This is a genomic window from Paenibacillus sp. FSL H8-0282, assembly GCF_037963825.1.
Lineage (GTDB): Bacteria > Bacillota > Bacilli > Paenibacillales > Paenibacillaceae > Paenibacillus_AQ > Paenibacillus_AQ odorifer.
On sequence record NZ_CP150146.1, the window covers coordinates 4500840 to 4527216 of the forward strand.

21 protein-coding genes are annotated in these 26377 nt (G+C 42.4%); 5 read left to right on the plus strand and 16 right to left on the minus strand.

From position 1 onward, the window contains the following. Positions 1 to 121: 121 nt before the first annotated feature. The gene (locus NST94_RS19510) at positions 122 to 550 is read left to right on the plus strand and encodes a VOC family protein (protein WP_076183122.1); all 429 of its coding nucleotides are present in this window, start codon (positions 122 to 124) and stop codon (positions 548 to 550) included. 64 nt (positions 551 to 614) lie between these two features. Here the strand turns inward: NST94_RS19510 and NST94_RS19515 are convergent, their stop codons facing one another. The 4 genes from NST94_RS19515 to NST94_RS19530 form a co-directional block, all read right to left on the minus strand. Then, positions 615 to 2957, minus strand: a complete 2343-nt coding sequence (locus NST94_RS19515) for an ABC transporter permease (RefSeq protein ID WP_076301762.1) — start codon at positions 2955 to 2957, stop codon at positions 615 to 617. A 2-nt stretch (positions 2958 to 2959) separates the two neighbouring features. Beyond that, the gene (locus NST94_RS19520; protein ID WP_076183127.1) at positions 2960 to 3733 is read right to left on the minus strand and encodes an ABC transporter ATP-binding protein; all 774 of its coding nucleotides are present in this window, start codon (positions 3731 to 3733) and stop codon (positions 2960 to 2962) included. Positions 3734 to 3891: 158 nt separating this feature from the next. Next, positions 3892 to 5166: a HAMP domain-containing sensor histidine kinase gene (locus tag NST94_RS19525; RefSeq protein WP_076301763.1), complete on the minus strand. Its 1275-nt coding sequence runs from the start codon at positions 5164 to 5166 to the stop codon at positions 3892 to 3894. Positions 5167 to 5168: 2 nt separating this feature from the next. Further along, the gene (locus NST94_RS19530) at positions 5169 to 5852 is read right to left on the minus strand and encodes a response regulator transcription factor (RefSeq protein WP_076301764.1); all 684 of its coding nucleotides are present in this window, start codon (positions 5850 to 5852) and stop codon (positions 5169 to 5171) included. 66 nt (positions 5853 to 5918) lie between these two features. On the opposite strand from NST94_RS19530, the gene NST94_RS19535 reads away from it, so the two are divergent. After that, positions 5919 to 7184, plus strand: a complete 1266-nt coding sequence (locus NST94_RS19535; protein WP_076301765.1) for a serine hydrolase domain-containing protein — start codon at positions 5919 to 5921, stop codon at positions 7182 to 7184. A 46-nt stretch (positions 7185 to 7230) separates the two neighbouring features. On the opposite strand, the gene NST94_RS19540 is transcribed toward NST94_RS19535, so the two are convergent. After that, complete coding sequence (locus tag NST94_RS19540) at positions 7231 to 7590, minus strand: hypothetical protein (protein WP_076129905.1); 360 nt, start codon at positions 7588 to 7590, stop codon at positions 7231 to 7233. A 279-nt stretch (positions 7591 to 7869) separates the two neighbouring features. Between NST94_RS19540 and NST94_RS19545 the strand changes: the two genes are divergently transcribed. Continuing rightward, complete coding sequence (locus tag NST94_RS19545; protein ID WP_076100132.1) at positions 7870 to 8079, plus strand: hypothetical protein; 210 nt, start codon at positions 7870 to 7872, stop codon at positions 8077 to 8079. Here NST94_RS19545 and NST94_RS19550 read toward each other — a convergent pair. The 6 genes from NST94_RS19550 to NST94_RS19575 form a co-directional block, all read right to left on the minus strand. Further along, entirely contained in the window at positions 8076 to 8525 is a 450-nt protein-coding gene (locus NST94_RS19550) for a DinB family protein (RefSeq protein WP_076301801.1), read from the minus strand. The two genes, NST94_RS19545 and NST94_RS19550, sit on opposite strands and share 4 nt — an antisense overlap. 70 nt (positions 8526 to 8595) lie before the next feature. Continuing rightward, the gene (locus tag NST94_RS19555; RefSeq protein WP_081383220.1) at positions 8596 to 9699 is read right to left on the minus strand and encodes an LCP family protein; all 1104 of its coding nucleotides are present in this window, start codon (positions 9697 to 9699) and stop codon (positions 8596 to 8598) included. A gap of 8 nt (positions 9700 to 9707) precedes the next feature. Beyond that, a complete protein-coding gene (locus NST94_RS19560) occupies positions 9708 to 10517 on the minus strand; it encodes a GNAT family N-acetyltransferase (protein WP_076301766.1) in 810 nt (269 codons plus the stop codon). 207 nt (positions 10518 to 10724) lie between these two features. Further along, entirely contained in the window at positions 10725 to 10952 is a 228-nt protein-coding gene (locus NST94_RS19565; RefSeq protein ID WP_038572358.1) for a hypothetical protein, read from the minus strand. Positions 10953 to 11016: 64 nt separating this feature from the next. Continuing rightward, positions 11017 to 11217: a cold-shock protein gene (locus NST94_RS19570; RefSeq protein WP_036685790.1), complete on the minus strand. Its 201-nt coding sequence runs from the start codon at positions 11215 to 11217 to the stop codon at positions 11017 to 11019. A 683-nt stretch (positions 11218 to 11900) separates the two neighbouring features. After that, positions 11901 to 14009, minus strand: coding sequence for a methyl-accepting chemotaxis protein (locus NST94_RS19575; RefSeq protein ID WP_076129908.1), 2109 nt, complete (start codon positions 14007 to 14009; stop codon positions 11901 to 11903). Between the two features lie 178 nt (positions 14010 to 14187). Between NST94_RS19575 and NST94_RS19580 the strand changes: the two genes are divergently transcribed. Further along, positions 14188 to 14592, plus strand: coding sequence for a CBS domain-containing protein (locus tag NST94_RS19580; protein ID WP_038572361.1), 405 nt, complete (start codon positions 14188 to 14190; stop codon positions 14590 to 14592). A 54-nt stretch (positions 14593 to 14646) separates the two neighbouring features. Here the strand turns inward: NST94_RS19580 and map are convergent, their stop codons facing one another. Continuing rightward, entirely contained in the window at positions 14647 to 15393 is a 747-nt protein-coding gene (map, locus tag NST94_RS19585) for a type I methionyl aminopeptidase (RefSeq protein WP_036685786.1), read from the minus strand. Between the two features lie 398 nt (positions 15394 to 15791). Here map and NST94_RS19590 point away from each other — a divergent pair, with 398 nt between their 5' ends. Next, complete coding sequence (locus tag NST94_RS19590) at positions 15792 to 17489, plus strand: cellulase family glycosylhydrolase (protein ID WP_339281189.1); 1698 nt, start codon at positions 15792 to 15794, stop codon at positions 17487 to 17489. A 1365-nt stretch (positions 17490 to 18854) separates the two neighbouring features. On the opposite strand, the gene cysI is transcribed toward NST94_RS19590, so the two are convergent. From cysI to NST94_RS19610, 4 genes are all read right to left on the minus strand, one after another. Further along, positions 18855 to 20579, minus strand: a complete 1725-nt coding sequence (gene cysI / locus NST94_RS19595) for an assimilatory sulfite reductase (NADPH) hemoprotein subunit (protein ID WP_076130761.1) — start codon at positions 20577 to 20579, stop codon at positions 18855 to 18857. 46 nt (positions 20580 to 20625) lie between these two features. Then, on the minus strand, positions 20626 to 22482 hold the full coding sequence (locus NST94_RS19600; RefSeq protein WP_076301802.1) for an assimilatory sulfite reductase (NADPH) flavoprotein subunit: 1857 nt from the start codon (positions 22480 to 22482) through the stop codon (positions 20626 to 20628). A 234-nt stretch (positions 22483 to 22716) separates the two neighbouring features. Continuing rightward, entirely contained in the window at positions 22717 to 25977 is a 3261-nt protein-coding gene (locus NST94_RS19605; protein WP_339281190.1) for an ATP-binding protein, read from the minus strand. Next, positions 25955 to 26335: a response regulator gene (locus NST94_RS19610; protein WP_248548520.1), complete on the minus strand. Its 381-nt coding sequence runs from the start codon at positions 26333 to 26335 to the stop codon at positions 25955 to 25957. Before NST94_RS19610 ends, NST94_RS19605 begins: the two co-directional genes overlap by 23 nt. Between the last annotated feature and the right edge of the window lie 42 nt (positions 26336 to 26377).

The following is a 26377-nucleotide window of genomic DNA, read 5'->3' on the forward strand; positions in this document are numbered from 1 at the left end:
AATGAGACTATAAGAATATTTGTTTATAAACTGGTAAATGATACAATGTGGAAGTGACAAGGTATTTTGAATTTTAAGTATTTTCGAAGTAACGCTAACAAACCTTTAAGGAGTGAAAAAAATGTCCATCGATGTTTATCTTAATTTCAATGGGAATTGTCGTGACGCAGCAGAGTTTTACGCAGAGGTGTTTGGCACTGAACGTCCACAAATCATGACCTTTGGTGAAACACCACCCGATCCCAATTTCACTCTTCCTGAGGAAGCTAAAGATTTGGTTATGCACACCCGCTTGAATATCGAAGGCAGTAATGTAATGTTTTCTGATGTTTTTCCAGGCATGCCTTTTATCGAAGGAAACAATATTAGTCTTTCCGTAGTTAGTAAGGATTTAGATAACATAAAGAAATATTTCGATAAGCTTCAAGAGGGCGGTAAAGTAGTTATGGAACTGCAAGAAACCTTCTGGAGCTCTTGTTATGGTAGTCTAAAAGATAAATTCGGCATCGACTGGCAATTCAATTATGATGACGGACGAATAAATATGTAATAAAAAAACAACGGGCATGGAGTAACTAACCTCCTGCTCGTTGTTTTTTTGTTTTTCGCTTAAATTAGTCCATAATCAAATCGTACACACTAACCTTCCGAATTCGCCGGGCAACAAGCATAGACACCGCATAAGCTACTACTAGAATGGCTGCACACAATAGCAATACTTGAGGCAAACTAACCGCCAGTTGGACATTATAAATCCCTAAACTCGAGAGCAATAGTACAAACGCTGAGTCTGAGAAAAAATACCCCCCTATGCTCCCCAAAGCTACTCCCACCACAATCACCGGAAACAGACTAAAGGTAATCTGCGTCATCAGATTAAAAGTGGTATAACCCATTCCTTTAAGAATGCCGAACTCACGTTTCCGCTTCAGAATCAAAGTCTTAATCACTAAATACAAAATCAGACTGACTACTATAATCGTCACCACAGTGATGACTGCTGTCATAGAAGATACTGCGGCAGTGAATGTACTGAGCGTACTATCAACCGTTTCTCGAATGTTAGTAATGTTCCATTGCTTAGGGAAGCGTGCTTCCAGATCCTTCACAAAAGCTTGCGCATCTCCCCCCTCTTTCAGATACACATTGATGGACAGAGGGGTGTACTCCGGTTGAAGTCTTCTCATTCCATCACCGGTCATACTCGCCACCATTCCAAGTTGGCTAATCTGCTGGCTTAAGCCAGTAACCAAATAATTCTCCGTCACACCATTAAAAGTGATCGGGACCTCGTCCCCTATTTCTGAATTTTCCAACTTTGCAATAACACCGGAAATCACAATTTCATTATCATAAATTGGCTCTCGCCCTTTGTATATGGTTTGTGTCTCCAGCTTGCTATAATCGTCAGATACCCGGAGCATAAAGCTGGTGTTTTTAATCGAAGCGACCATGCTATCCAATACAGTCAACTTTTCAACCCCTGGCATGGCTTCTAATTCTGTAAACTTCCCCTGCTGTAGGTCACCGTTTTTCGGCAATAACAAAAAGTCGCTGCGTTCTATACCTACCAGTTCTATAACGGCGGAGGTATCTCCCTTAAAGTTGAAATTCAATATAGAGCAAAAAATACTAGAAAAGGTTAATCCGGCAACGATCAATACGATCATCATATTCTGTTTTGCCTGCCTTACTAAAGCTTTAAGGCTTAAGCTGAATTGCAGATTCATCCGGGATGTTTCGAGTGGAATTGGGTTCCGCTTAAAATTGTGAGTGAGGATTCCGCTCTGCAGAGCTGTAATCGGAGTAATGTTCCGAATTCGCCGGCTCGACAGATAGGTAACAAGTAGCACTAGTCCAGAGACAATAACCAAACTCAGTACTGCACTGACCCCTTCAAAGGATATTGGCCACAGAAGTCCGATTGAAGACGAAATCATATTCCCTACCAACGGCATAACCAGCCCAGATAACCCGCCTCCCGGTATAGCTGCAATGATGGAAACTGAGGTGAACTGTAGCAGAAGCGCATTTTTAATCTGCCATGAAGTATAACCGTTAGCTTTTAAAATACCGATGTTCGTTAAATTGTCTTCAATATGCCCCAATATTTGAAACCTGATGACAATAAGCGAGATTAGAACCATAATCAGTGCAAATACGATTAAAATGGCTGCTAAAAGATTAACAAAAACACGGTTCCCTTCGAGCCCAACCTCTGCCCGCATGACTTGAAATTGATCCGTACTTCCTGAGGCAAAAATCCGCTCACTAAGCATTTGCTCCAGCTTTACATCCTTTGAAGGATCGGTTAAATCTGCTGATAGAAAGCTGTACTGAGCTTCAGTTCCAAGACGTTCCTCCAACTGTTTATAACCTTCATCATTCAAAAATACTTTTAAAGCTCCATTAGTTAACGTCCCTAGCAACGGCTCCTCAATAAAGCCACCTATGGTATAAGAAAATGAGTTATTATCGTATACAAAAGTAAAAGTATCCCCAAGGTTATACCCCGATCCAACATGGAACAAATAAGGCAGATAGATCATATTCGCATCCTTAGATCCTGGTGGAGTCGTTGTCTTGAACAGTCCCTTGGTCCGCGGTGTATCCATGTTAAGAATTATAAAAGCTACCGTAGTGTCCGTTTGTCCGTACTTCATTTTAGCATCTGCTAACAGAATTGCTGCTTCATTCTCCCAGGATTCTGTATATGAATAACTATCCACAAGCTCCTCATACTCTTCTAGATAATCATCTTTTGGAAAATATGCACTTATTTCTGGAGTCCTTAATTCAGTCATTTTTTCTTGCTGGAAGGAATTGAGCTTCAAAATGACCGTAAGACCAATGTTCAGCAGCAGCACAGCTATCATGATAAGAATGAAGAGCGTAACCGTAGCACTTTTTCTTTTACGAATATTGGACCAAGCTAATTTTCCTATTAGGCTGCTCATCCCTACCACCCCAATTCGGTTAGAAAGGACTGTAATTGCTGCTGCCGTTCAGGTCCGTTATCTTCGCTATAAGGGGTAAGACGCAAATCTCCCACGATGACTCCATCCCGCAAATACAATATCCGATTTCCACGCAACGCGGTTTTAAGATCATGAGTAACCATAATTATACTTTGCCCTTGTCTATTCACCTCAGTAAGGACGCGCAGTACACCTATTCCTGCTGAACTATTTAACGCACCCGTCGGCTCATCGGCGAAAACCGCTTTTGGACTGTTGATCAATGCCCGGATAATCCCCGCCCGCTGAGCTTCGCCACCTGAGATTTGCGCCGGAAACTTGCCCCAGACAGAGTCATCCAGACCTACATCAGAGAGTAGCTTTTTGGCTTTTTTTACAGCACCTGCTCTATCCTTTTGTACAAGAAAAGCACTTGATAATACATTGTCGAGGACACTCATCGTATCCAGCAGATGAATCTGCTGAAACACGAACCCACAATTCTTCCGCCGGAATATCGCAAGCTGATCATTACTCATGGCTGTGATATCCTGACCTTCAAATAGAACCTCTCCAAGTGTTGGCTTATCCATACCCGAAATGGCATACAGCAGTGTTGATTTACCAGAACCAGAGCTGCCCATGATAATCGTAAAATCACCATGATATAAGGTCAGATCCAGATTTTTCAAAACATGCTGCTGAGTTCCTCCATGGGAGAAGGTTTTTCCAAGCTTATTAGTCTGCATCAGCACTTTATTATTCACTTCGCTCATGTTGAACACTCCATTTACATTCATGCTCATTAATTGCGCTAAAAAAATCATAGCTCTACGCGAAATATAATGGCTGCAATCACAAGCTCATTCGTAATTGCAACCTTATCGTACGTTAAATGTTCTTAACATGTCTTTGTGCAATCCTTAGCTAATTCTTAATTCTGTCCTACTAAGGGAATTAGCAGTTTGACTGTAAATCCGTCCTCCCGATTGGAGCACAGAATGTCGCCTTGCATTTTTTGCATCATATAACGGGAAATGTACAGGCCTAGACCTGCACCATTCTGGCTCACGGCCAGACTGCCCCGAAAAAATTTATTGAATACTAAAGGCAGCTCCTCTTCAGGAACCCCGGGACCATAGTCCAGAATATCTACCTCCAGATAATGATCCGTGATCTCGAACTTAATATCTATGGGTGTGTCTGTGTAGGCATATTTGTAGGAATTATTCACAACATTATCGATCACCTGCTGCAACCGCAAGGGGTCCACCGTAATGAGACAGTCAGGCACAGATGCTGCTGAAATCCGTTCATAGAAATTTACATTATTTATAATTTGGATCAGCAGGTGGCTTTGCTCTTCCGTTAAGCTGACTTTAAGTTCATTTAGTTCCTCCAAGGTCGAATGGAACATATCAGTCACCAGACGATCAATCTGATCTGCTTTGGAGTACAAAGTGTTAAGCTGTCTGCCGGTCTTCTCATCCCTTGCGCTTAATAACATCAGTTCCGTGATCGCCTTTAACGAAGCAACGGGTGTTTTAATGTCATGACTGAGACTAGCAACCAGTTCCTTTTTACTTTTATTCGCCAAATATTCGCTGTGTCTAGCCGCTGCAAGCTCTTCCCGCATCATATCAAAGCTTTCGGTAAAAGCACCAAACAGATGATTACGATCCATCTCCAGCGGCACTTCCAGATCACCTCTCGCGATATGCTTCGCGAATTGCTGCATTTTGCGGAACGGACGGAGAACCGATCGATTCAGGAACCAAATATAGAGAACGCCTAGAACCGTAAGCAGAAGCAGCATCACAATAGAAACTTGTATAAATTGTTTTTTCATATGTATAAAGATCGCACGGTAATCATTATTAATAATCACCTTCCCCACCATCTTATCCTGATCAAAAACGTCCACTAGAGTATCCCGATTATTGATGGCTTCGTTAACAGTAACGGAAATCGCATTTCCCGTCTGATATTTAAGTACTCCCGCGGTATCGATAATGGCAAATTCATAAGGACTTTCCTTGTACAGCTTCGGATCAAGCTTGTCCCAGTTCTGTTCCGTGAGCTTCACAATGGTATTGATCGCCACTCTATCTGTTCCTGTCTCCACCTGCAAATTAAGAATTAGGAAGGTGAGCGCTAAACTTGCGGCAAATATAGTAAACAGAAGGGCCAACAGCAGTTTTTTTGTCATAACTATTTGTCCTCAAAAGCATAACCGATGCCCCATACTGTACGGATGTACTGAGGATCATTAGGATTCTGCTCAATCTTCTCACGTAGATGACGGATATGTACATTTAGGGTGCCATCCCCCGCAAAAACATCTCCCCATACCTCTGTAAATAACTCCTCTTTGGGGATTACCCTATTTTTCTGCTGAATCAAATAGCTGAGCAATTTATATTCCATCGTTTTCAGCTTGAGAGCTACGCCATTAAGGCTTGCCCTCCTAAGTTCGGGGTCTATCTGGATAGGGCCGGCTTGGAGGATAGCTGCCTCAGCTCTAACTTCGTTATTGTGGCGTTTAAGCACCGCCTTCACTTTTGCGAGCAGCACTCGCAGGGTATACGGCTTATGAATATAGTCATCTCCTCCGATATCAAGAGCAATCAATACATCATCTTCACTGGAGCGGGCACTAATAAACAAGATAGGAATCCCCATCGTCTGACGCAGCTCTTTGCATAACTGGAAGCCGGATTCACCGCCTAAATTAATATCTAGCAGTAACATTGAGACCTGATGCTCACGCAAAAAGCTCCGGCAGGCATCAGCGCTTGTAACAAACGCGGTTTGAACATCGAACAAATTAAAATATTCGCAAGTGGTCTCCGCAAGTTCAGTTTCATCATCAATAATTAAACAATCATATCTCATGGATTTCTCTCCGCTTCAACAGAATTTAGTATTATGTTAGAATATGCCTTTAAGGAGGGGTTACCTGTGGATAAACAATCCCAGCGTCTGGAGCAATTTTTAGATAAATACGAACAAAGCTGGCCATTGAGCGGCACAGTCTTGATAGCTCAGCATGGAGAAATCAAGCTACAAAAAGCATATGGATATGCGAATCTTGAACATCAGGTCCCGAACGCTATAGATACCAAATTCCGGATCTGGTCACTAACCAAGTCATTCACTGGCATGGCGATTCTGATGCTAAAAGAACAAAAACGTCTGCGACTGGAAGATCCGATCCTAAAATATCTTCCTGAACAGCATGCATTCGAGGGGATGACCATCCTTCATCTGCTGGGGCATACCTCGGGTATAGCCAACTACACTTCTCTACCCGAATATAATCAAAAATTAAATAAGCTTAAGCTGACTCCACTGGAGATGTTACAGCTATTTGTGAGTCAACCGCCTGCATTTATGCCTGGCACATCGTTTTCCTATAATAATTCAGGCTATTATTTATTGGGGATGATCATTGAAAAGATTACTGGCATGACATTTGAAGATTATATCACTACTTTTATATTACAGCCTCTTGGCATGGTAAATACAGGAGTTTATAACAATCAGCAAATCATTTCAAAATTAGCCTCACCTTATCATTCCTCATGGGGAGAGTATACTCAGGGTGAATACATACATATGAGCTCTATCCTGTCAGCGGGTGCCATGTATTCGACGGCTGCTGATCTTTTCCTGTGGGATCAAGCGTTATACTCCGATCAATTAGTGTCTCACGATACCCTGGAGATGGCTTTTCATTCAAGTAATCTCAAATATCGATTTGGTTGGTTCTTGGACGAACGTTATGATCGCAAAAGAATGTATCACGGTGGCGCTTATCGCGGCTTCCGAAGTGAAATGCACAGATATCCAGAAGAGCAGACAACCGTCATCATGTTGACCAATTATGATTGTGTCCCCATTACCAAGTTAACGGAATCTCTATCTGGATTAGTATTCGGTGAGCCTGCCCAAATACCGATATTCCCGCAAGCCTTCCCACTTGATGATAGCATGTATGCTGAATATATGGGGACCTATGAGGGATTTGGCTGCAAAGCGAGCGTGGAGCGTAGGGGCCAGGACTATTATTTTGTCTGGAATGATGATGAGGTTACACCGTTCTATCCTATCTCTGAAAAAAGATTCCATCATACCAAGCATGACAGTGAATTTGAATTTAAACGGAATGAACAGGGTGAGCTTTCATTTCTGGGGATGAAAAAAAAACAAACGAGTGCCGCATAAGCCATGAAATGGCTGCTGGGGCACCCGCCTTTTTTTCAGCTAAAGCCTAAGCCTTAGCCAAAATAATAAATTGTGTGAGCATCACGATTACCGCTGCAGACACCCCCAGCGAATTAATGATTGTTAAAGCATTTGGATAACTTTCTTTCCGAAATTGTGAGAATAAAGACACCGTCCATAACACGCTGAAAAATAACGACGACAACCCGGATACAGCTTCACTATCAATTCGTCTGCTCCGGAGAAACAATCCGGCAAGGGTGGCGACAGTATAAACAATATATATTACTAGCTCTATCGATGTGATAACGATCGCCTCGCCGGCAGAGAACAAACGCATTAACAAGTATTGAAAACCTAAACAGATAAACACAAGCTGGTTAAAAGATAGTCTCTTCACTCTCATAGCTTAGCTCCTTTAGGATATATTTTCACAAAAGACAACGCTTACATTGTACTAGTGATTGAATATATCTTCTGTGACTTTCCATACCCTGCCAAATATTAGTCAGATAATATCCTCACATACAAAAAAGGAAGTACACTTTGCGAAAAAGATCCGCAAGGCATACTTCCTTTTTTTACGATGCGATTGTAGATTTAGACGGAATGGGACATCTTAGTTCCAAAATAGAATGAACAGTGGATTTATAAGATGTTTTCTTAAAATTAGGAGGTCATTGCTGTGAGAAACAAACAATCCATTGTCTTCGTGACCATTCCATTATCCGAGATCAAGAAGTTCATCCTTATTGATATTGTTGCTGGATGGGTCTTTTATTTTGCTATAAAATTCCCCTTCCATTCCTTAATTGCCGCCTCTGCCGGAAGCATGTTTGGTCCTATCCTCATACGCCAATCTATGAAGTTAGTTCAAAATCGCGCCAAATTTTAAGGTTTTAAGAACTGCTCAATCTGTTTTTTATGATGCTTATCATGCGGGATAAAACTTCTCAAGTACTTGCGAACGCTGAATTTTTTGCGATCTCCATCCTTATATTCCTGATTGAATTCCTCTTCCGTTAACCCTGCAGCTACATCTATGATTTTAGTTCTATAACGTACAAATTGTTCAATTAATGTTTGTTCAGATAATAATTTAGCATATTCTACAGCGTTAGCATTAAACTCGTTAAAATCCAAATGCTTGGTTGTGATCGGTTCCCGGAGAATTATATTCTTAATCGCACCTTCATAAAAATATTTATCCCATAACATGAGATGACAGATGATATCCTTTACAGTCCATTTACCAGCTGCAATAGGCTGATTCCAATGTTTGTCTGATACTTCACCTAAAGATTCTACGAACGGGATGAGGGACTTAAATTCGAGTAACATTTGCTCATTTGTTTTTGCAGCCAGAGAGATCAACCTCCATATGAAAAATATAATAATTCAGTCACAACATCTATGCTGCGTCATCCGCAGAAGCTGCGGCCAGATCCGTATCGGTAGAGTCAGGATTCAACCAAATCTCAATTAACTCATGGGTACGCTTCACATCATTTTCGTCAAGCATGTAATACCATTGATCCTTCCGTCTGCCTTCACCCTGCAACATATGGCTTGTGATCTCAGGAGTACCCCCTTCAAGAATTACTCTTTTCGCCAAATCAAGAATAAAGTCTGACTTCATATTGGTTTGGAAATTACTGCCTGCTATTTCGATGATTTTCTGTATATTAAGGATATTATCTACTCTCTTCATCCGTTCAAGCGCAGATTTCAAAAAGATCCGCTGCCGCTCCGTTCGTTTAAAATCAGAATCCTCCCGGTATCTTACATACATTAATGCTTCAGCGCCAGAATAAATCGGTTTGTTCGGTTCAATTCTTAATTTCTCATGATCCGGGCTCTTGTTCTCAATCACCTTGGTAATCGGAAGTTCAACACCCCCTAGAGCATCTGTAACGCCCACAAGGCCGTTGAAATTAATAGTAGCGTAATATTCGATAGGCGCGTTTAATAAATTTTTAACGGTGTCTACACTCATCTGAGGACCACCATAGGAATGAGCTGCATTAATCTTGGTTTCTTTCCTAGCTCCTTTAACCTTTTCCGCTCCGATAATTTCTGCATAGGAATCACGAGGGATCGACACGAACAATACTTTATGATCAACTGGCCGAATCACAGTATATATAATCGAATCAGAAAGCCCGTTCTCTTTTCCCCGCTGATCAGTACCCAATAGGAGGATAGAAAATGGACGATCCTTGTTATCCGCCGTTGGTTGTAATCCAGGAGCTTCAGCGTTTTCATTATTTTCTAAAGGAACGTATGATCCATCAAGCGTGTGTTCAATAGTCGGAGCCACAACATTATTAAATCCGAAAATCAGCAGTTCTTTACGAAAAACATAAGATCCTAGCCCAGCAATAAGTACGATAGCAAGCGTAAATAGCCAGATCTTTTTTTTCTTGCTGGTCTTAGTTTTCTTCTTCACCTTTTTTTTCTCAATTCTACTTAAAGAAAATGAAGAAGCTGAATGAGTAATCTGTTTATTTTTCATTCGGATCCTTAACCCTTCCTGATGACGGATTCTACCAGCCGGTAATAGGGAATCATGTAGGTTGTCTCAAAGCCTAATCTATGCGCTAAGTTGAAAGAACCTTCGTTATCCAGACGACACGCCCACACCGGCTCAAGCTGATGTTCTAGACAGTATTCTATTAAGGCTGAACAGACAGCGTAGGCATAGCCCTTCCCCCGATGTGCTTCTGAGGTTTCTATGCCAATTTCCAGTTGATGCTCATTAACAAAACCCGAAAATGCCGTAGAGGCAATTTCCCCAGCGTCAAGAATATTGAAACCCAGCCCCTCAGCAAGAAATTGCTCTTCATTCCTCCAAAACGCCTTAGGATTGACATCTCCTGTTGCCGCCAAAAACCGTTCTTTGTTCATTCGCACCACTTCAAGGTCTTGGTTAAGATAAGAAGCTTTCTGTTCCAGATATTTCTCGCGGTTAAAGCTGAAGTTGACCCTTGTATTTCTATGGAGCATTTCCTGTTCACTCCAATGAGCGATAACTTTCGGCCAGCTTCCCGCTGGATCAGCCTGCAGCAACTCTTGATGATGCCGAATCATATTTTTATTGGTTATGTAATCAAAAAGATCGCGCTTGAACTCTTCATTATCCGACTCTCCAATTAATAAAGACATTCCACAAGGGTGTGCAATGTAAAAAGCACGCGGGTTAACGATATCGTCAACATATACGCTGCCAGGTATGACTTGTTTAACCACTGACTCAGCAAACATCGTATTTATTTTCACTTTTCCTAAAGGCTCAATAGCTTTGTAATAATCTTTACGCTCTAGTCGTTTCATAATTTTCTCCTTAGATCTCACGTAATGTTTTGATAGATAACCACCAGTATGTGAGGATATTTTTTGCCGGATGACACTGTTACCTAAAATATCCCATTATTATAGACGATCTTAGGGTCGATAAGTTTCTATTTATAAGAAATTTGTGAGACAAAAAAAGACCATATCCTTTCAAGGATTGGTCTACCCTATTTATTAATGATGATCTTAGGTTTTTTTCACAATCATATCGATCTCACTCTTCAGTAAAAGATATCTGACGACACTTCTCATGATCGGAACTTTAGTCAACTTATGCTGATCTACATAACTTTTCATTTGATCTTTAGACAGCCCGAGCAAGCTTCCCGCTTCAGACACCGTCAATACTTCTTTGTTACTTGTAGCGTTAAAGGTTTTCTTAACTTTTAAATTCCAGTCTTCAAACACCTGCATTTACATCCGCCACCTTTCTATAAAAAAATCCCCAAACGATACGTTTGGGGATTCATTTTACTACTTACAGTTTTACAACATTCTCAGCTTGTTGACCACGATTACCTTGAACTACGTTAAATTCTACACGTTGTCCTTCATCCAGGGACTTGAATCCGTCACCAGTAATAGCGCTGAAATGTACGAATACATCTTCTCCACCTTCAACCTCGATAAAACCAAAACCTTTGTCTGCGTTAAACCATTTCACTGTTCCTGTTTGCATAATATAATTACCACCTTATTTTTATTTACATGTTATTCTTATCCTCAAAAAATCTCTTGCAAAATCTCTAAAAAAATAAAAATTCACATATGGTACAAGGTTATTAACGTCTAAAGAATAACCCTCTACGCTATGTGAATTCGCCAGGTAAATACTTTCGATAGATTGATTATAACACAGCTAACACCAAATAGATACTCTACTGCATTATGAAGAAAATGGGAGGTAAGAAGGAGCTGTGCCATAATTGATTCTACGAGCGGAGACTGACCTCCTCACTTTCAAAATCCTAAAATCAACAAAACAGCGATTCTTCTGTTATCGAAGAATCGCTGTTCGGCGTTTTTTGGTCATTCGCGGCCTGCTACGACTACACATTCATTATCCTACGGGGCTTTCGAACTCGGTAGACGTTATTTACATGTTTTTATCCTTTACCGCAAGATTTCGGACTCCAGTGACGCTATTCCTTGGAAAGAGGCTCATAATAAGCATTTTTCGGTCCAATAGCTGCACTGGAGTCCGATAACATACCAAATATCGGATAATCGTACTTTTAAGGACCACTGTGTCCGTTAGCAGGTTACTAAGCGTATTTTCAAGTGACTAAGCATCTGCTTTCGACACAGTAGTCATTTTCATAGTTTTAGGTGACAGCCCTTCTTTAAATTTGAAAAGGGAATCTAAATTTTAAAGTAAGATAATTTATCCAACAGGTCTTGCACCATTGAGCTTAGTGACTCCGACGAGGCTGAGATCTCTTCCATAGAAGCAAGCTGCTCCTCAGAGGCTGCTGCTACACTTTGGGAGTCAGAGGAAGCTTCCGAAGCAAGATCGGCTAATTGTTTAACGGTAACTGAAATTTGCTCCGTTCCCGCGGTCATCTGCTGTGCAGCTGCTGAGACCTCTTGGATCTGATCGGTTACCTGTGTCATCTCTGTCAGAATCGACGTAAATAAAAGATCACTATCAGATACACTCTGCACACCAAGAATTACTTTTTCATTGCCGACAGCCATCGCTTGTGAAGCTTGATTAGTATCTTGCACCACATCTTCAACCAAAGCAGTAACTTGTTCGGCAGCTTTTTTAGTCTGATCTGCCAGCATGCGAATTTCTGAGGCCACCACCGCAAAACCTCGACCATGTTCACCTACTCTGGACGCCTCAATAGCCGCATTTAGTGCCAACAGATTGGTCTGTTTACTTATGTTCGAAATCAAGCCGATAATCCCGCTGATCTGAGCAGATCGTTCGCCTAAACGTTCAATCGCCAGACTCGTCTCATCTACAGACAGCTTTAACTCCGACATTTGATTCACTGCCATTTGCAGCTGGGCACTGCCCTTTTTCGTCTGATCGGTAACTTCATCTGCAGACGCAGACACCGATGACGAAGAGTCAGCGATCCGTTGCACACCAACATTCAGCTCGCTCATCGCCATTGAAGAATCACCCGCATAATCATTCTGCAGCTGCGCTCCTTCGGCTACTCGTCCAATTGCCACAGCAATTTGTTCAGCAGCTTTCCCAGTCTGCTCAGCGTTAGCTGTCAGCTCTTCAGAGGTAGCTCCCACGGACATTGATAGATCAGCGACAAGTCCAAACATTTCTCGAAGCTTATGGGTCATATGATTAAAATGTGTAGCCATTTTCCCGAATTCATCATCATTTCGAACCTGCAGGGTTTGAGTCAAATCCCCCTGAGACATCAGCTGCAATTTCTCAGATAACAAGCGAAGCGGTTTAACTACCATCAACCATAGTTGAAGACCAACAATAACAGCTAAAATCAAAATCCCAATAATCATAATGATAAAAAATTCTGTTTTAGCTTGTTCATAATCAGCCATGATAACATCCTTAGAGATCGCTGTCTGTGTGTACCAGACCTGGTCACTTCCAGGCATTGGTATCGGAACAAAAGTCCGCAGCACGTCTTCTCCCTTGGAATTTATCGTGTATCCCAGTTTGGCCTCCCCATTCTTCACACGCTTCCACAGTACTGTTTTATCTTCTGTATCACCGAATTCTTTGAGTACACTTTGAGGATCATTTGGGTTGGCTGCATATTTGCCATTACCAGTGATTAAAGAAACATAACCTCCCAGAGGTTTATAGTTAACGGCTTCTTCCTGCAATTGGGTTAACGAAACATCGAACCCTACAGTCCCCAGAAATGCACCCGTTTTATCCAAAATTGGCAGCATGACCGAAATCATCTCTATAGCTCCACCAGTCGTCTCATAGGAGTAGGGTTCAATATATACCGGTTTTTTCTCTTTTTTTGGTAAAAGGTAATAATCACCCGCACCTTCTACATCATAATTCTTTAAGGGTTCAACCTTTATTGCACCTTGATTTCTAAAGACATAAGGAATAAAACGCCCCGTACCATCATCATATGGCATCTTATTTATATTAGCCTGATCGTTCTGATCAAAAGCATTGGGTTCCCATAATATGCTCATCCCAAAAATTTCTGGTCTGTGCTCAAGCATAGTTTTCATTGTAGAAACAACATCTTCACGGTCCAAGGTTTGACGTTCTCTTGATTCAAGGAGTACTTCAGCGAGCGCTTCACCCGTCGACTGAATGTCTATCATTCTATTCTGAATGGTCTCCGCATAACTTTTTCCTGCGACCTCTGCCTGAAGTTCACCGTTGGATATGCTCACACTACGCAGATTAGCCAGGTTTGCGACTAAACTAAAGAAAAAGATCACAATAATTACTAAACTTACCACCATAACAAATTTAAACGTTAATGAAAGCCTTCGATACAATGCCATCTGAACAACTCCACTCTAGGATAATATATCTTTAATCGACAAAATACGACCTCTATTCAATAGGACTTATTACCTATAATTCAAGGGGTGAAAATTTAAAATTCTATCCATTCCAAAAGTATGTTTAAATAAAAGTAGCCTAATCAAAAAATAACATATTACAAAGGAGTTCATGCCGATGGAAATATCCTCTTTTTTGTTGCCAAAAGATCAAGTCGCCTATATCACTAACTCACTATCCATGCTGGAAGCCTTAGAACAATTAGAACAGCACCATTACACGGCTATCCCTATTATTGATAATGAAGGAAAATATGTAGGAACACTTTCGGAGGGTGATCTATTGTGGAAGCTGAAAAACACAGCAGATTTAACCTTTGACAATATAGGGGAAGTTCCAGTAAGCGACATCCAAAAGCATGTTCATAACGAAAGTGTTCTCATTAATGCAGAAATGGAGGATATGCTGACGCTTGCTGCGGATCAGAATTTCGTTCCTGTGATTGATAATGAGGGTGTATTTGTTGGAATTATTAGGAGAAAAGATATCATTGAATATTACACTCGCAACATTACAGATTAATAAAAAATGACCAATCTCCATTACGGAGACTGGTCATTTTATTTTTCATCAAAATTACAGTTCAGTCAGGATAATCGTTCCTTGTGGGGTAATCGCTAAAGTATGCTCATATTGTGCTGACAATCCGCCGTCAATGGTACGCGCAGTCCAACCATCCGCATCAATTTTTGTTCTGTAACTGCCTGTGTTCAGCATGGGCTCAATGGTAAATACCATCCCCTCTTTAAGACGAGGCCCTCTCCCTGCTGGACCATAGTGAGGTACTTCCGGAGCTTCATGCATTTCTGAACCGATCCCGTGGCCAATAAAATCACGCACTACAGAAAACCCGTTAGACTCTGCATAAACTTGGATGGCATGCGCAACATCGCCAATACGGTTGCCTGCAACCGCCTGCTCGATTCCACGGAATAAAGATTCCTTAGTAGTGTCTAGAAGTTTGGTCGCCTGTTCACTAATATTGCCAATCCCGTAAGACCAGGCCGAATCTGCCAACCAGCCGTTTAAGTTAACAACCATATCAATGGTTACGATATCCCCGTCTTTTAGCGGCTCTTTTTTCGGGAATCCGTGGCATATTACATCATTTACAGATGCACAGGTTGCGTACGGGTACCCATTATATCCTTTTTGCTCAGGAGTAGCTCCTTGAGACAATATAAATTTTTCTGCAAATTCATCAATTTCCCAGGTCGTAATACCAGGCTGCAAAATTTGCGCAATTTGACGATGACATTCAGCGAGAATTTTTCCCGCCGCACGCATTTTTTCGATCTCTTCCATCGTTTTCATGATAATCATAATATCGCCTCTTCTGTACAGAACACATCGCTCTCGGGCAACGGTTCTTCTTTTGTATTTAGTTTACCCTTTATATTATGAAAGAAAATCGCGAGAAATCCAAATCATTAGGCAAAAAAAATTATATTTCCTTCCTGAATCTAAAAATAACATCATTTTTTATGAGAATGTTAGATGAAAGACGAGTGCCTTATCAGCAATATCTCTTATCTTTCTAATAAAAAATAAAGTTATTGTTATCATTTAATTATTTATTATTCCTAAAAATTCCTTTATATGTTATATTCAAAATAACTGAGGAGGTGATACATGCCTGTAATTGAGTGCATTTACTGCAACCACCTGGAGGATACGCATAATCAAAGAAGCAACCCTATTTGATTAAGGAGGAAATGTTGATGAAATTCAGAAAGCATTTTTCGTTCCGGAAAATCAGTTTGTTAGTATTAATTAGTATCCTTACTCTTTCTATTTCTTTACCTCAACAGCAGGCAGCGGCTGCGAACACTTCTGTTAAAGGTTTTTATGTAAGCGGTACCACTTTATACGATGCTACTGGCAGTCCTTTTGTAATGCGTGGGGTGAATCATGCACACACTTGGTACAAAAACGATCTGGCTACTGCAATACCGGCCATCGCAGCGACTGGCTCCAATACCGTCAGAATTTTACTTTCTAATGGCAGCAAGTGGTCTCTCGATACTTTAGCTGATGTCCAAAATATTCTAAAGCTTTGTGATCAGTATAAAATGATTGCCATGCTGGAAGTGCATGATGCTACGGGCTCAGACAACACCTCTGATCTTAACGCTGCAGTAAACTATTGGATCAGCATCAAGGATGCTTTGATCGGTAAAGAAGATCGTGTCATTGTGAATATTGCTAATGAATGGTACGGTTCTTGGAACACTGCAACATGGGCTAGTGGATACCAAGCGGCAATTCCTGCGTTAAGAAATGCGGGCATTAAGAACACTTTAGTTGTAGATGCAGCGGGATGGGGTCAATACCCACAATCTATCTTCACTAGTGGTCAGGCTGTATTTAATTCAGATACCTTAAAAAACACTATTTTCTCAATTCATATGTACGAATATGCTGGAGGTAATGCTGCTACAGTTAAGAGTAATATCGATAGTGCCTTGGCTATTGGAGCCCCTGTGATTATCGGCGAATTCGGTGACAAGCACACGGGTGGAGATGTCGATGAAGCCACCATTATGAGCTACACTAAGGAAAAAAAGGTGGGCTGGCTCGCCTGGTCCTGGTATGGTAATGGCGGAGGCGTTGAATATCTGGATCTAGCCAGCGGTCCAGCAGGAACACTCAGCAACTGGGGAAATACAGTCGTTAATGGAGCAAACGGAACCTTAGCAACCTCCGTGCTTAATAAAATTTACACAACACCTGGTTACCAACCTGTGCCGGATGGTGGCACTACACCAACACCAACACCAACACCAACACCAACAGCTACACCAACACCAACACCAACACCAACACCAACAGCTACACCTACACCTACACCTACACCTACACCTACACCTACACCTACAGTAACACCTACACCTACACCTACGCCAACACCTACACCTACGCCAACAGCTACAGTAACACCTACAGCCACTCCTACCGGCTCGCCATCCAGTAATCTGGCACTTTACTACCGTGCAGCAGATACCAATGCTACTGATAACTCAATCAAGCCCTACTTCAACATCTATAACAACGGAACAACGGCAGTCAATTTAAATGGACTGAAAATTCGTTATTACTTTACTAAAGATGGAAGCGCCTCTCTCAATGGAGTAATCGATTGGGCGCAGGTCGGTGCTTCTAATATATCGGTTGCCCTCGGGTCCACAAGTGGGACGAACGCCGACTCTTACGTTGAGCTTACTTTCAATGCTAGCGCGGGCTCCATACCTGCCGGTGGGCAGTCAGGAGAAATCCAATTACGCGTGCACAAAAGCGACTGGTCTAACTTCAATGAAGCAAATGACTATTCGTTCGATCCAACCAAAGTTTCCTTCAGCACTTGGAACAAAGTAACCCTGTATCAAAACGATGTACTGATCTCCGGTATCGCTCCTTAAACACATAAACCAGCGAGCCTCCCGGAATTGGAGACTTGCTGGTTTTTAAATTGAATCTGTTGTAGCGCAGATGTTGGGATCTTACTAGATTATTGTAGATCAAATGAAGGCTGTTGCTAGATTTGTCAGTCAACGGTGATCTACTGCTGTTAGCCTGCTCCCGGAATGTTACTACTCTGATGTTAGTCTACCGCTGGACTGTTACTACTTTGATGTTAGTCTACTGTCGCTCGTCTATTGTTCCGCTAGTCGGTTACTGCTCTTTTGTTTGGCTGTTCTGCGTTACTTCACTATTGCTCCTGCTGTTCTGCGTATTACTATACAATTGCTCCTACTGAGCTAATTTCACTCTGTCCACTATCTAATTCAATCCTTTCACTACTCTGATATTAGTCTACTGTCGCTCGTTTATTGTGCGCTAGTCGGTTACTGCTCTTTTGTTTGGCCGTTCTGCGTTACTTCACTATTGCTCCTGCTGTTCTGCGTATTACTATACAATTGCTCCTACTGAGCTAATTTCACTCTGTCCCACTATCTAATATGACCCTTTCACTACTCTAATGTTAGTCTACTACCGCTCGTCTGCGCTCATCTGACGTTCTTTACCTTTTGAGCGCTTTGTTGTGATTTTCGGACTCAGATGACGCTATTTGTGCGATTTAAGCCGTTTTGAGCAACTTTCGGACTGGAGAGGCGCTATTCCTCTGAAAAAGGCCTGTTCCTGTCTCTTTTCATCCCCATAACGGCGCTGGTGTCCGAATACTCGTCAAATTGGCAAGATTTCAGGAAATAAGGGCTCCTGAGTCCGTCACCTTGTTAATCTACTGCCGCTCGTCTATGCTCATCTACTGTTCAACTACCGTTCTTTACCTATGGAGCGCTTTGTCGTGATTTTCGGACTCAGATGACGCTATTTGTGCGATTTAAGCCGTTTTGAGCAACTTTCGGACTGGAGAGACGCTATTCCTCTGAAAAAGGCCTGTTCCTGTCTCTTTTCATCCCCATAACGGCGCTGGTGTCCGAACACTCGTCAAATTGGCAAGATTTCAGGAAATAAGGGCTCCTGAGTCCGTCACCTTGTTAGTCTACTGCCGCTCGTCTGCGCTCATCTACTGCTCTACTATCGCTCATCTACTGCTCATCTACTACTCATCTACTACTCATCTGCCCCTCATCTACTACTCATCTGCCCCTCATCTACTACTCATCTTCTATTCGTCTGCGCTCGTCTGCGCTCACCTACCGTTCTTTACCTCTGGAGCATTATGTGTACGACACGACACCCCGCGCATCTAACTACGACCAAACCACAAAAATCCCGGCAGCCATCAACTGGCCCCGGGACATTTTTAAATCTACTTTCATTTAGTCATGGAAATTAAGTCCAGAGGTAACGGCTTTAACATAATCTGCACGGATCACGAAATCTCCAAAATGCTCGCCTTGTTGACGTTCTTTGGCATATCGGTGAAGAATAGGTTCAAGCGTCTCTAGGATCTCCTTCTCATCTATGTTTTCTTTATACATTTTATTGAGGCGATCACCCGTAAAGCCTGCTCCTAAATACATATTGTATCTGCCAGGAGCCTTGCCGATAAACGAGATTTCACCCAGCGCCGGTCTAGCACAGCCATTAGGGCAGCCGGTCATTCGGATCACAATTTCCTCGTCACGCAAACCAGCTTTATCTATAACAAGCTCCAGCTTATCTATCAGCGAAGGCAGATAGCGTTCCGCTTCAGCCATCGCAAGTCCGCAGGTTGGCAGTGCTACACAGGACATGGAGCTGCGCCGCAATGCAGAAAGATGTGCTCCATCTGTTAGTCCATGCTGTTTAGCCAGCTCAGCTACTTTGCGTTTTTTGGCAGTAGTGACGTTGGCAATCGTTAGATTCTGATTCGGCGTTAGCCGGAAATCTCCAGTATGAATCTTAGCAATCTCCCGCAAGCCAGTCATCAAGGTGTATCCTTCTTGGTCATGAATCCGTCCGCTTTGGATATAAAGTGTCAGATTCCATTTTCCGTTGGTACCCTTCACCCAGCCGTAACGGTCTCCGTTGTGATCAAAATGATAATCACGTGCTGCTTCAAGCTGCCATCCGAGTCTTTCATGCAGTTCGTCTACGAACCATTCCAGACCATGGCGGTCAATTGTATATTTGAACCGTGCATTTTTGCGGACAGAGCGATTGCCATAATCCCGCTGGATTGTTACGGTCTTTTCTGCCACATCAATCAACTGTTCCGGACGGCAAAAACCAATTATACGTCCCAACTGAGGATAAGTACTGGTATCGCCATGAGTCATCCCCATACCGCCGCCTACAGAAACGTTGAAGCCGACTAGCTTCTCATTTTCCAGAATAGCGATAAAACCCAGATCTTGCGAGAATACATCCACATCATTAGAAGGAGGCACCGCTAGACCAATCTTGAATTTACGCGGTAAATATACCGGACCATAGATCGGTTCTACTTCCGCACGTTCGCCTAAGCTATCTACTACCTTCTCACCGTCCAACCAGATTTCATGGTAAGCAGGCGTACGTGGTGATAAGTGATCACTTACTTTGCGCGCCCATTCGTAGACCTCTGCATGCACCTCTGACTGGTAAGGATTCGGATTACTCATTACGTTACGGTTAACATCGCCGCAAGCTGCCAGCGTCGTCATCAGCGTATCATTAATGCTGCGGATGGTTTTCTTAAGATTCCATTTGAGTACCCCATGCATTTGAAACGCCTGTCTGGTAGTCAGACGTAAGGTTCCATTGCCGTATTTTTGTGCCAGATCATCCATCACTAGCCACTGCTCTGGTGTCGCTACCCCGCCTGGGGCAACTACACGAAGCATGAACTGGAATGCAGGCTCCAGCTTTTGCCGTTCACGCTCGTTGCGTAAATCCCGATCGTCCTGCATATAGCTTCCGTGAAATTTCAGCAGCCGATTATCATCTTCCGGCAAGCCTCCGGTAATCGGATTGCTTAATGTCTCAACAAGCGCGCCCCGCAGATAGTTACTCTCTTGCTTAATGTGCTCAACATCGCTTGGAGGCCCGCCGATCGGCTTAACCTTTTCATTGTTTGCCATTGTTGTTATCTCCCCCCGAAGTCATTCGATAACTTTCCTCTATCCATTAGTAAACATCACGTTGGTAGCGCTGCGCCTGCTGCATATTATCCAAATAAGCTGCCGCTTCTTCAGGACTCAAACCACCCTCATGCTGGATGACAGTAATCAGAGCAGAATGAACATCATGTGCCATATGCTTCTCGTCTCCGCAAATGTAAATATGAGCTCCCGCTTGCAGCCATTCGTAGACCTCGCGGCTCTTTTCCAAAATGCGATGCTGAACATATACTTTCTCTTCGGTATCACGGGAGAAAGCAACATCCAGCTTAGTTAACAAGCCGTCTTTAAGCATTCTCTGCCAGTCCGTCTGATAGAGGAAGTCCGTCACAAAATGCCGATCTCCGTAGAACAGCCATGATTTACCTTCCGCCCCAAGCTCGCCACGTTCCTCCAGGAAAGAGCGGAAGGGTGCAACACCTGTGCCCGGTCCAATCATAATGATCGGTGCATCAGGATTCGTCGGAAGCTTAAAGTTCGGATTATGTTGAATGTAGATGGGCAACGTATCTCCCGGCTGGACTCTTTCAGCACAATGTACCGAGCAGACCCCATAACGCTCACGGCCATGTGCCTCATAACGTACAGCTCTAACCGTTAAATGAACCTCATCTGGATTAGCTTTATAGCTGCTGGCAATTGAATAGAGTCGTGCCGGAAGCTTGCGCAAAATAGTCACAAAGCTACTGGCCGAACCCTCCCATGGAGAGAAGTCCTGAACCAAATCGAGCAGATCGCGGCCTTGAATATATTCCTTAAGCTGTTGCGCACGTTCTGGCGACAATAGATCACTTAATTGGTTAGAAGAAGATAACTTCGCCGCTTGTTCAAGTAACGGTTTGGTCAATACAGTGATTTCATAGTGGTGAAGAAGGGCCTCACGTAAGGTGCCGTCTTCCCCTTTTTTATTAAATGGAACAATATCATTAGGATTCCAGCCCATAGTATGAATAATAGCGTCTACCAATTCAGGATGATTCTCCGGATAGACACCCAGCGCATCCCCTGGCTCAAATTGTATGTTAGAACCTTCTAGGGATAGCTCCAAATGGCGGGTCTCACGGTCGGAACCACGTCCGTTCAGATTTAGATTCTCCAATACTTCCGCTTTAAAAGGATGGTTGCGGGTATACAAAGGCTCCTGAGAATCTGCGTCTTCCGCAGCTTGAACCGCTTTTGCCGCAATGGCCGGAGCATTTAAATGTGCATTTAAGGCACCAATCACGCCTTCAAACCACTCGGTAACCGAATCATCATAATCAAGATCACAATCCACACGCGGACTTAACCGCTTGCCGCCAAGTTCCTCAAGCCGCTGATCGAAGTCCTTGCCGGTCTGACAAAAGAATTCATAGGAGGTATCCCCCAGTGCCAGCACTGAGAACTTCAGATTCTCTAATTGAGGAGCTCTTTTGCTATAGAGAAATTCATGGAACATCCGTGCATTATCTGGCGGCTCGCCTTCACCGTGTGTACTGACCAGCAATAGGAGGTTCTCAACCTTCTTAAGCGCATTGGGCTTAAAGCTGTTCATCGCAGTGAGTGTGACCTGAAATCCTTGCTCCTCCAGCTTGCGGGACAAGCTCCCAGCCAGCCGTTGGCAGTTCCCTGTCTGGGACCCAAACAACACGGTCACTTCACGTGAAGCTGCTGGTTGACTAACGGCACTACCTTCCACATTTCCTATCGTATTTGATTGTACTAATTGAACCTCGGCACCTGCCGATAGTGCAGTAGTAAGGCCCATGGCTGACAAATAACCGCTAAGCCATATTTGCTGTGTCTCCGTTAAGGATGGTAGAAGACGATTGAGTAGCTCGACTTGGCTCTCGTTAAAAGGACTGTTCGTTACCTGTAGTTGCAACAATATCCACCTCTCCTAAACATGAAATCTTCTGATGATCCGTACCTCATGAAATCAGGCTATCACAATAATTGTAAACGATCAATGATGTCGATTTACCCTAATAATTGTAATTTATTGAAAAAGTATCTATAAAGTACGTAAAAACCGATCAAAACAGTATGATTTAACCTGTTTTGATCGGTTTCATTATAAAAAGTGATACTATTTATAAAATATTGTGATAAATAAAAGCTATAATTTTTGCTTACTTTCGGGAAATAACACCTCGCCGATCCCCGTCTTAATCTTCACTATCTCCTCAAGCGTATTCGACAGCTCGCCGGGCGGATAAGGTTTAGTTAAATATTTTTGAATTACATCGTTTAATTGGTTCTTATCCGATTGATCCAGAGCAGAAGAAATAACGATAGGTATATTTTCAGTTCTTGGATCTTCTTTAAGCATTCGGATCAAATCCCAGCCATCCAGCTCTTCACCCAACATCAAATCTACCACAATCGCCACAAATGGTGTTTTCAAGGCCTGATCAAAAGCTTGCTGTGGATGGTAATGATGGGTAACACGGAAGCCCTTCCCTTTAAGCTCTTCTGATAAAAGCAACGAAAGACTGTAATCATCTTCAACGATCATTACATTAGGCTTGAGCTCTTTTTCGGTGCTCCATTTATTAAGCTCATCCTGTTGCCGGCTCGCTTCCGCATGGAGGATAGGGAGGCTAAACCAGACGGTAGTGCCCTCTCCTTCAACGGAATCTATACCGATATTTCCCTTTTGTTTCTCAATGATCTCCTTACAGATAGCAAGTCCGAGTCCTGTTCCTCCAATTCTTTTAGAGGCGCTATTATCCACTCTTCTGAATTTTTGGAATAGCTGTCCTATTTGATCCTTAGGAATGCCAAGACCATTATCCTGGATACGTACAATAATTCTATCCGACTCGTTATGCAGCAGTACTTTAACTTCATTGTTATCAGGTGAGAATTTAATCGCATTACTTAACAGATTCGTCAGAACTTGGACAATCTTATCCTTGTCCACATCAACATCCGCATTTAAAGCCTCATCCACTAGGAGCACATGATGGGTACTGCTCAGTTTATATTGATCAATTACACCTAATACAATTTCACTGAGATTCAAATGCTCCGTGATATATTGCTGCTTACCTGACTCCATTCTCTGCAAATCAAGAAAATCATTAATGAGCTCCGTCAGTCGTTTAGCTTCTTTATGAATCGTCTCCAGATATTTAAGCTGCTTCTCAGGCTTCATGGTCTTAGACAATAACAGTTCTGTGAAACCAAGTACACTCGATAGCGGTGTTCTTAGCTCATGACTTACCGTACTGACAAGATCAGATTTCATAAGGTCCAGCTCATATTCTCTAGTGATATCTCTGTAGACAAACAATGTACCAATACGCAGCTCGCGACGGAATACAGGGATCGCATACACATCAATATGCTTCTTCGATTCAGTTCCAATGGAGTATTGCATGCTGCTGGATTCCAGAGCATCCTCAGCAATCGCTTTTTCAAAAAACATCCGAAGTTCATGATTCTCATTCGAGTGCTCAATGAAATAATCCATCCATTTCTGACGGGGAATCAAAGTTCCTTCTGTCCACTCATAATTAAAAATGTTGCTCAACGCTTTATTCATCTGCAAGAGCATACCTTCTGTATTCACAAATTGTATGCCCTCGTTCACATTATTTACGATGTCCCGATTCAGCTTTCGTCCATGTTCAATCTCTTCATACATGAATAAACGTTCAATCGCCAGCGCAACGCGGTTCATCATCCCCTGAACCTCATTAATCTCTTCTTTGCTGAAGGAATGACCAATCCGGCTGCCACAGAACACTGCAAGAATCTCATCCTCTGCGTTCACAACAGTAGTGTAGAAGTCGTAAACATAGACCTCACTCGCAGAAATCCCTTGCTCTGATTGTGTGGCCAGGCGCTTGATTAGGTACGTTTTTTCCGCTTGCAAGCGATATAACATCTCATTATTCTCATGATCAAGATAACGCTCCACATTCTCCTGTGGAATGCCTTTCACAGCCGCAATATTATCTTTCACAAGCAGGAAGAAACTCGAATCAAAGGCATACAGGCGATGCATAAACTCAATAAACTTATCGGCAAATTCATGTTTATCCAAAGTATAAGTAATATCATGATTCAGCTGATTATTAAGTTCAAGCATCATCTTGGTCTGTTCTGTGTTTTTTAACGTTTCGGCTAGCTCCTGCTGCACGCTTTTCATTGAGGTGATATCGTTCGCAATAAGGATGTATTGATAAATCACACCCTCTTCATTCAGGTACGGCACAATCGTCAGATGCAGCCAGATGGGCAATCCGTCTTTGGCTAGAATCTGCAGCTCATTGTTCCACACTCCGCCTGTATTTAATTTGTTAAAGATTTTCTGATAACCCTCATCAGAGAGATTATAAAGTTCAAATAACTTATAGGTGTAACCGATAATCTCAGACTTCTTATAGCGGGTATATCCACTTAAATTATCATTCGCGTAGGTAAAGACACCTTTAGCAGTAAGGATCCCCACCGCAGACGATTGATCCAAGGCTTTCATCATACTCTCAATTTCACTAAGCGAGCGCTGCAGCCTATATTGCTGATCCTGAAGTTCATCCTGCTGCGCATGCAGCTCTTCATTCTGCATCATCAATTCTTCTTCTTTATCTTGAATACTTCTAGCCATATTTAGAAAAGCATCATAAAGTCGGCCAATTTCATCTTGATTCTTAAGCTTGCCCAGAAGAATTTCTTCTCCTGCAGCCAGGGAATGGGTTGCCCCTTCCAGCTTCAGAATAGGATCTATTAGGTTCTTCAGAATCCGCCAAATCATAAAGGTGAAGATTAGCAGAATAATCGTGCTGAAAAAGAATGCGATAAAGGTAAACTCATTGGCACGTTTGATGTAATCCATAGCCATAGTATTTAATGCGGCATCGGATCGTTGCTTGTACTCTTTTGTATACGTTAAAAAATCATTTACTGATTTCGTGTTGCCATCTGCGGATAGAGCTCTCAAAGACACATAATCGTCTGCCTCGACAAACCGAATCGCTTCAGGTAAAACTTTAGTTTTGTACTGAACATAAAATGCTTTCAAACCATCTCTAAACAAGGCTTCTTCCGGAGATAAATTGAGATTAGAATAGGTATCCAGAATCTTATCAAAGTTAACAAGTCCTAAGTTTAGGAGATCTAATTCATTGTCACTCTTAAGTGCGCTGAATCCCCTCGCTCGGAAAAAAACCTCATTTAACGCAGTCGCCAATTCGTTAATCGTGTCCGCCTTATTTTGCAGAACTTCACGGTCTCTACTTAATTTGTTCTGCTCATTATTTATGAAAAATAAAAATACAGATCCCATAATAATGATTAACGAAAAAACCAAGGCAATGATACGAAAATATCTATTTTTAATACTGTGATTAGAGCTGCTTCCCTTTGTCACTTAGGATCCCCTCCACAATCTGCAAGAGTTCCATAGGACTAAAAGGTTTTGGCATAAAATAACGTGCGCCTGCATCTACCGCTCGAAGACGGTCTACATCTTGGGCTTTGGCTGTTAACATTAAAATAGCTGTAGCCTTCTTTTTCTCATCATCCAGTTGGCCTAGGACTTCAATCCCTGTCATTTCAGGCATCATATAATCCAATATCACCAAATCATAATGATTCTGTGACAATTTTGAAAGCGCCTCTAATCCATTCTCGGCAGTGTGGATCTCCACGTCTTCCAAATCTTCTAAGGTGTCTACGATTAACATTCGTAATACTTCTTCATCATCCACTACCATTACCTTTTGCATAGCTGCCTAGTTCCCTCCGCTTTAGATCTCTCCTGGTGCTCA

What these genes read in the sequence shown, in the direction of transcription:
- NST94_RS19510 (WP_076183122.1), top strand. Translation starts at nt 122, where the DNA reads ATGTCCATCGATGTTTATCTTAATTTCAATGGGAATTGTCGTGACGCA.
- NST94_RS19515 (WP_076301762.1), bottom strand. Translation starts at nt 2,957, where the DNA reads ATGAGCAGCCTAATAGGAAAATTAGCTTGGTCCAATATTCGTAAAAGA.
- NST94_RS19520 (WP_076183127.1), bottom strand. Translation starts at nt 3,733, where the DNA reads ATGAGCGAAGTGAATAATAAAGTGCTGATGCAGACTAATAAGCTTGGA.
- NST94_RS19525 (WP_076301763.1), bottom strand. Translation starts at nt 5,166, where the DNA reads ATGACAAAAAAACTGCTGTTGGCCCTTCTGTTTACTATATTTGCCGCA.
- NST94_RS19530 (WP_076301764.1), bottom strand. Translation starts at nt 5,852, where the DNA reads ATGAGATATGATTGTTTAATTATTGATGATGAAACTGAACTTGCGGAG.
- NST94_RS19540 (WP_076129905.1), bottom strand. Translation starts at nt 7,590, where the DNA reads ATGAGAGTGAAGAGACTATCTTTTAACCAGCTTGTGTTTATCTGTTTA.
- NST94_RS19550 (WP_076301801.1), bottom strand. Translation starts at nt 8,525, where the DNA reads ATGTTACTCGAATTTAAGTCCCTCATCCCGTTCGTAGAATCTTTAGGT.
- NST94_RS19555 (WP_081383220.1), bottom strand. Translation starts at nt 9,699, where the DNA reads ATGAAAAATAAACAGATTACTCATTCAGCTTCTTCATTTTCTTTAAGT.
- NST94_RS19560 (WP_076301766.1), bottom strand. Translation starts at nt 10,517, where the DNA reads ATGAAACGACTAGAGCGTAAAGATTATTACAAAGCTATTGAGCCTTTA.
- NST94_RS19565 (WP_038572358.1), bottom strand. Translation starts at nt 10,952, where the DNA reads ATGCAGGTGTTTGAAGACTGGAATTTAAAAGTTAAGAAAACCTTTAAC.
- NST94_RS19570 (WP_036685790.1), bottom strand. Translation starts at nt 11,217, where the DNA reads ATGCAAACAGGAACAGTGAAATGGTTTAACGCAGACAAAGGTTTTGGT.
- NST94_RS19575 (WP_076129908.1), bottom strand. Translation starts at nt 14,009, where the DNA reads ATGGCATTGTATCGAAGGCTTTCATTAACGTTTAAATTTGTTATGGTG.
- NST94_RS19580 (WP_038572361.1), top strand. Translation starts at nt 14,188, where the DNA reads ATGGAAATATCCTCTTTTTTGTTGCCAAAAGATCAAGTCGCCTATATC.
- map (WP_036685786.1), bottom strand. Translation starts at nt 15,393, where the DNA reads ATGATTATCATGAAAACGATGGAAGAGATCGAAAAAATGCGTGCGGCG.
- NST94_RS19590 (WP_339281189.1), top strand. Translation starts at nt 15,792, where the DNA reads ATGAAATTCAGAAAGCATTTTTCGTTCCGGAAAATCAGTTTGTTAGTA.
- cysI (WP_076130761.1), bottom strand. Translation starts at nt 20,579, where the DNA reads ATGGCAAACAATGAAAAGGTTAAGCCGATCGGCGGGCCTCCAAGCGAT.
- NST94_RS19610 (WP_248548520.1), bottom strand. Translation starts at nt 26,335, where the DNA reads ATGCAAAAGGTAATGGTAGTGGATGATGAAGAAGTATTACGAATGTTA.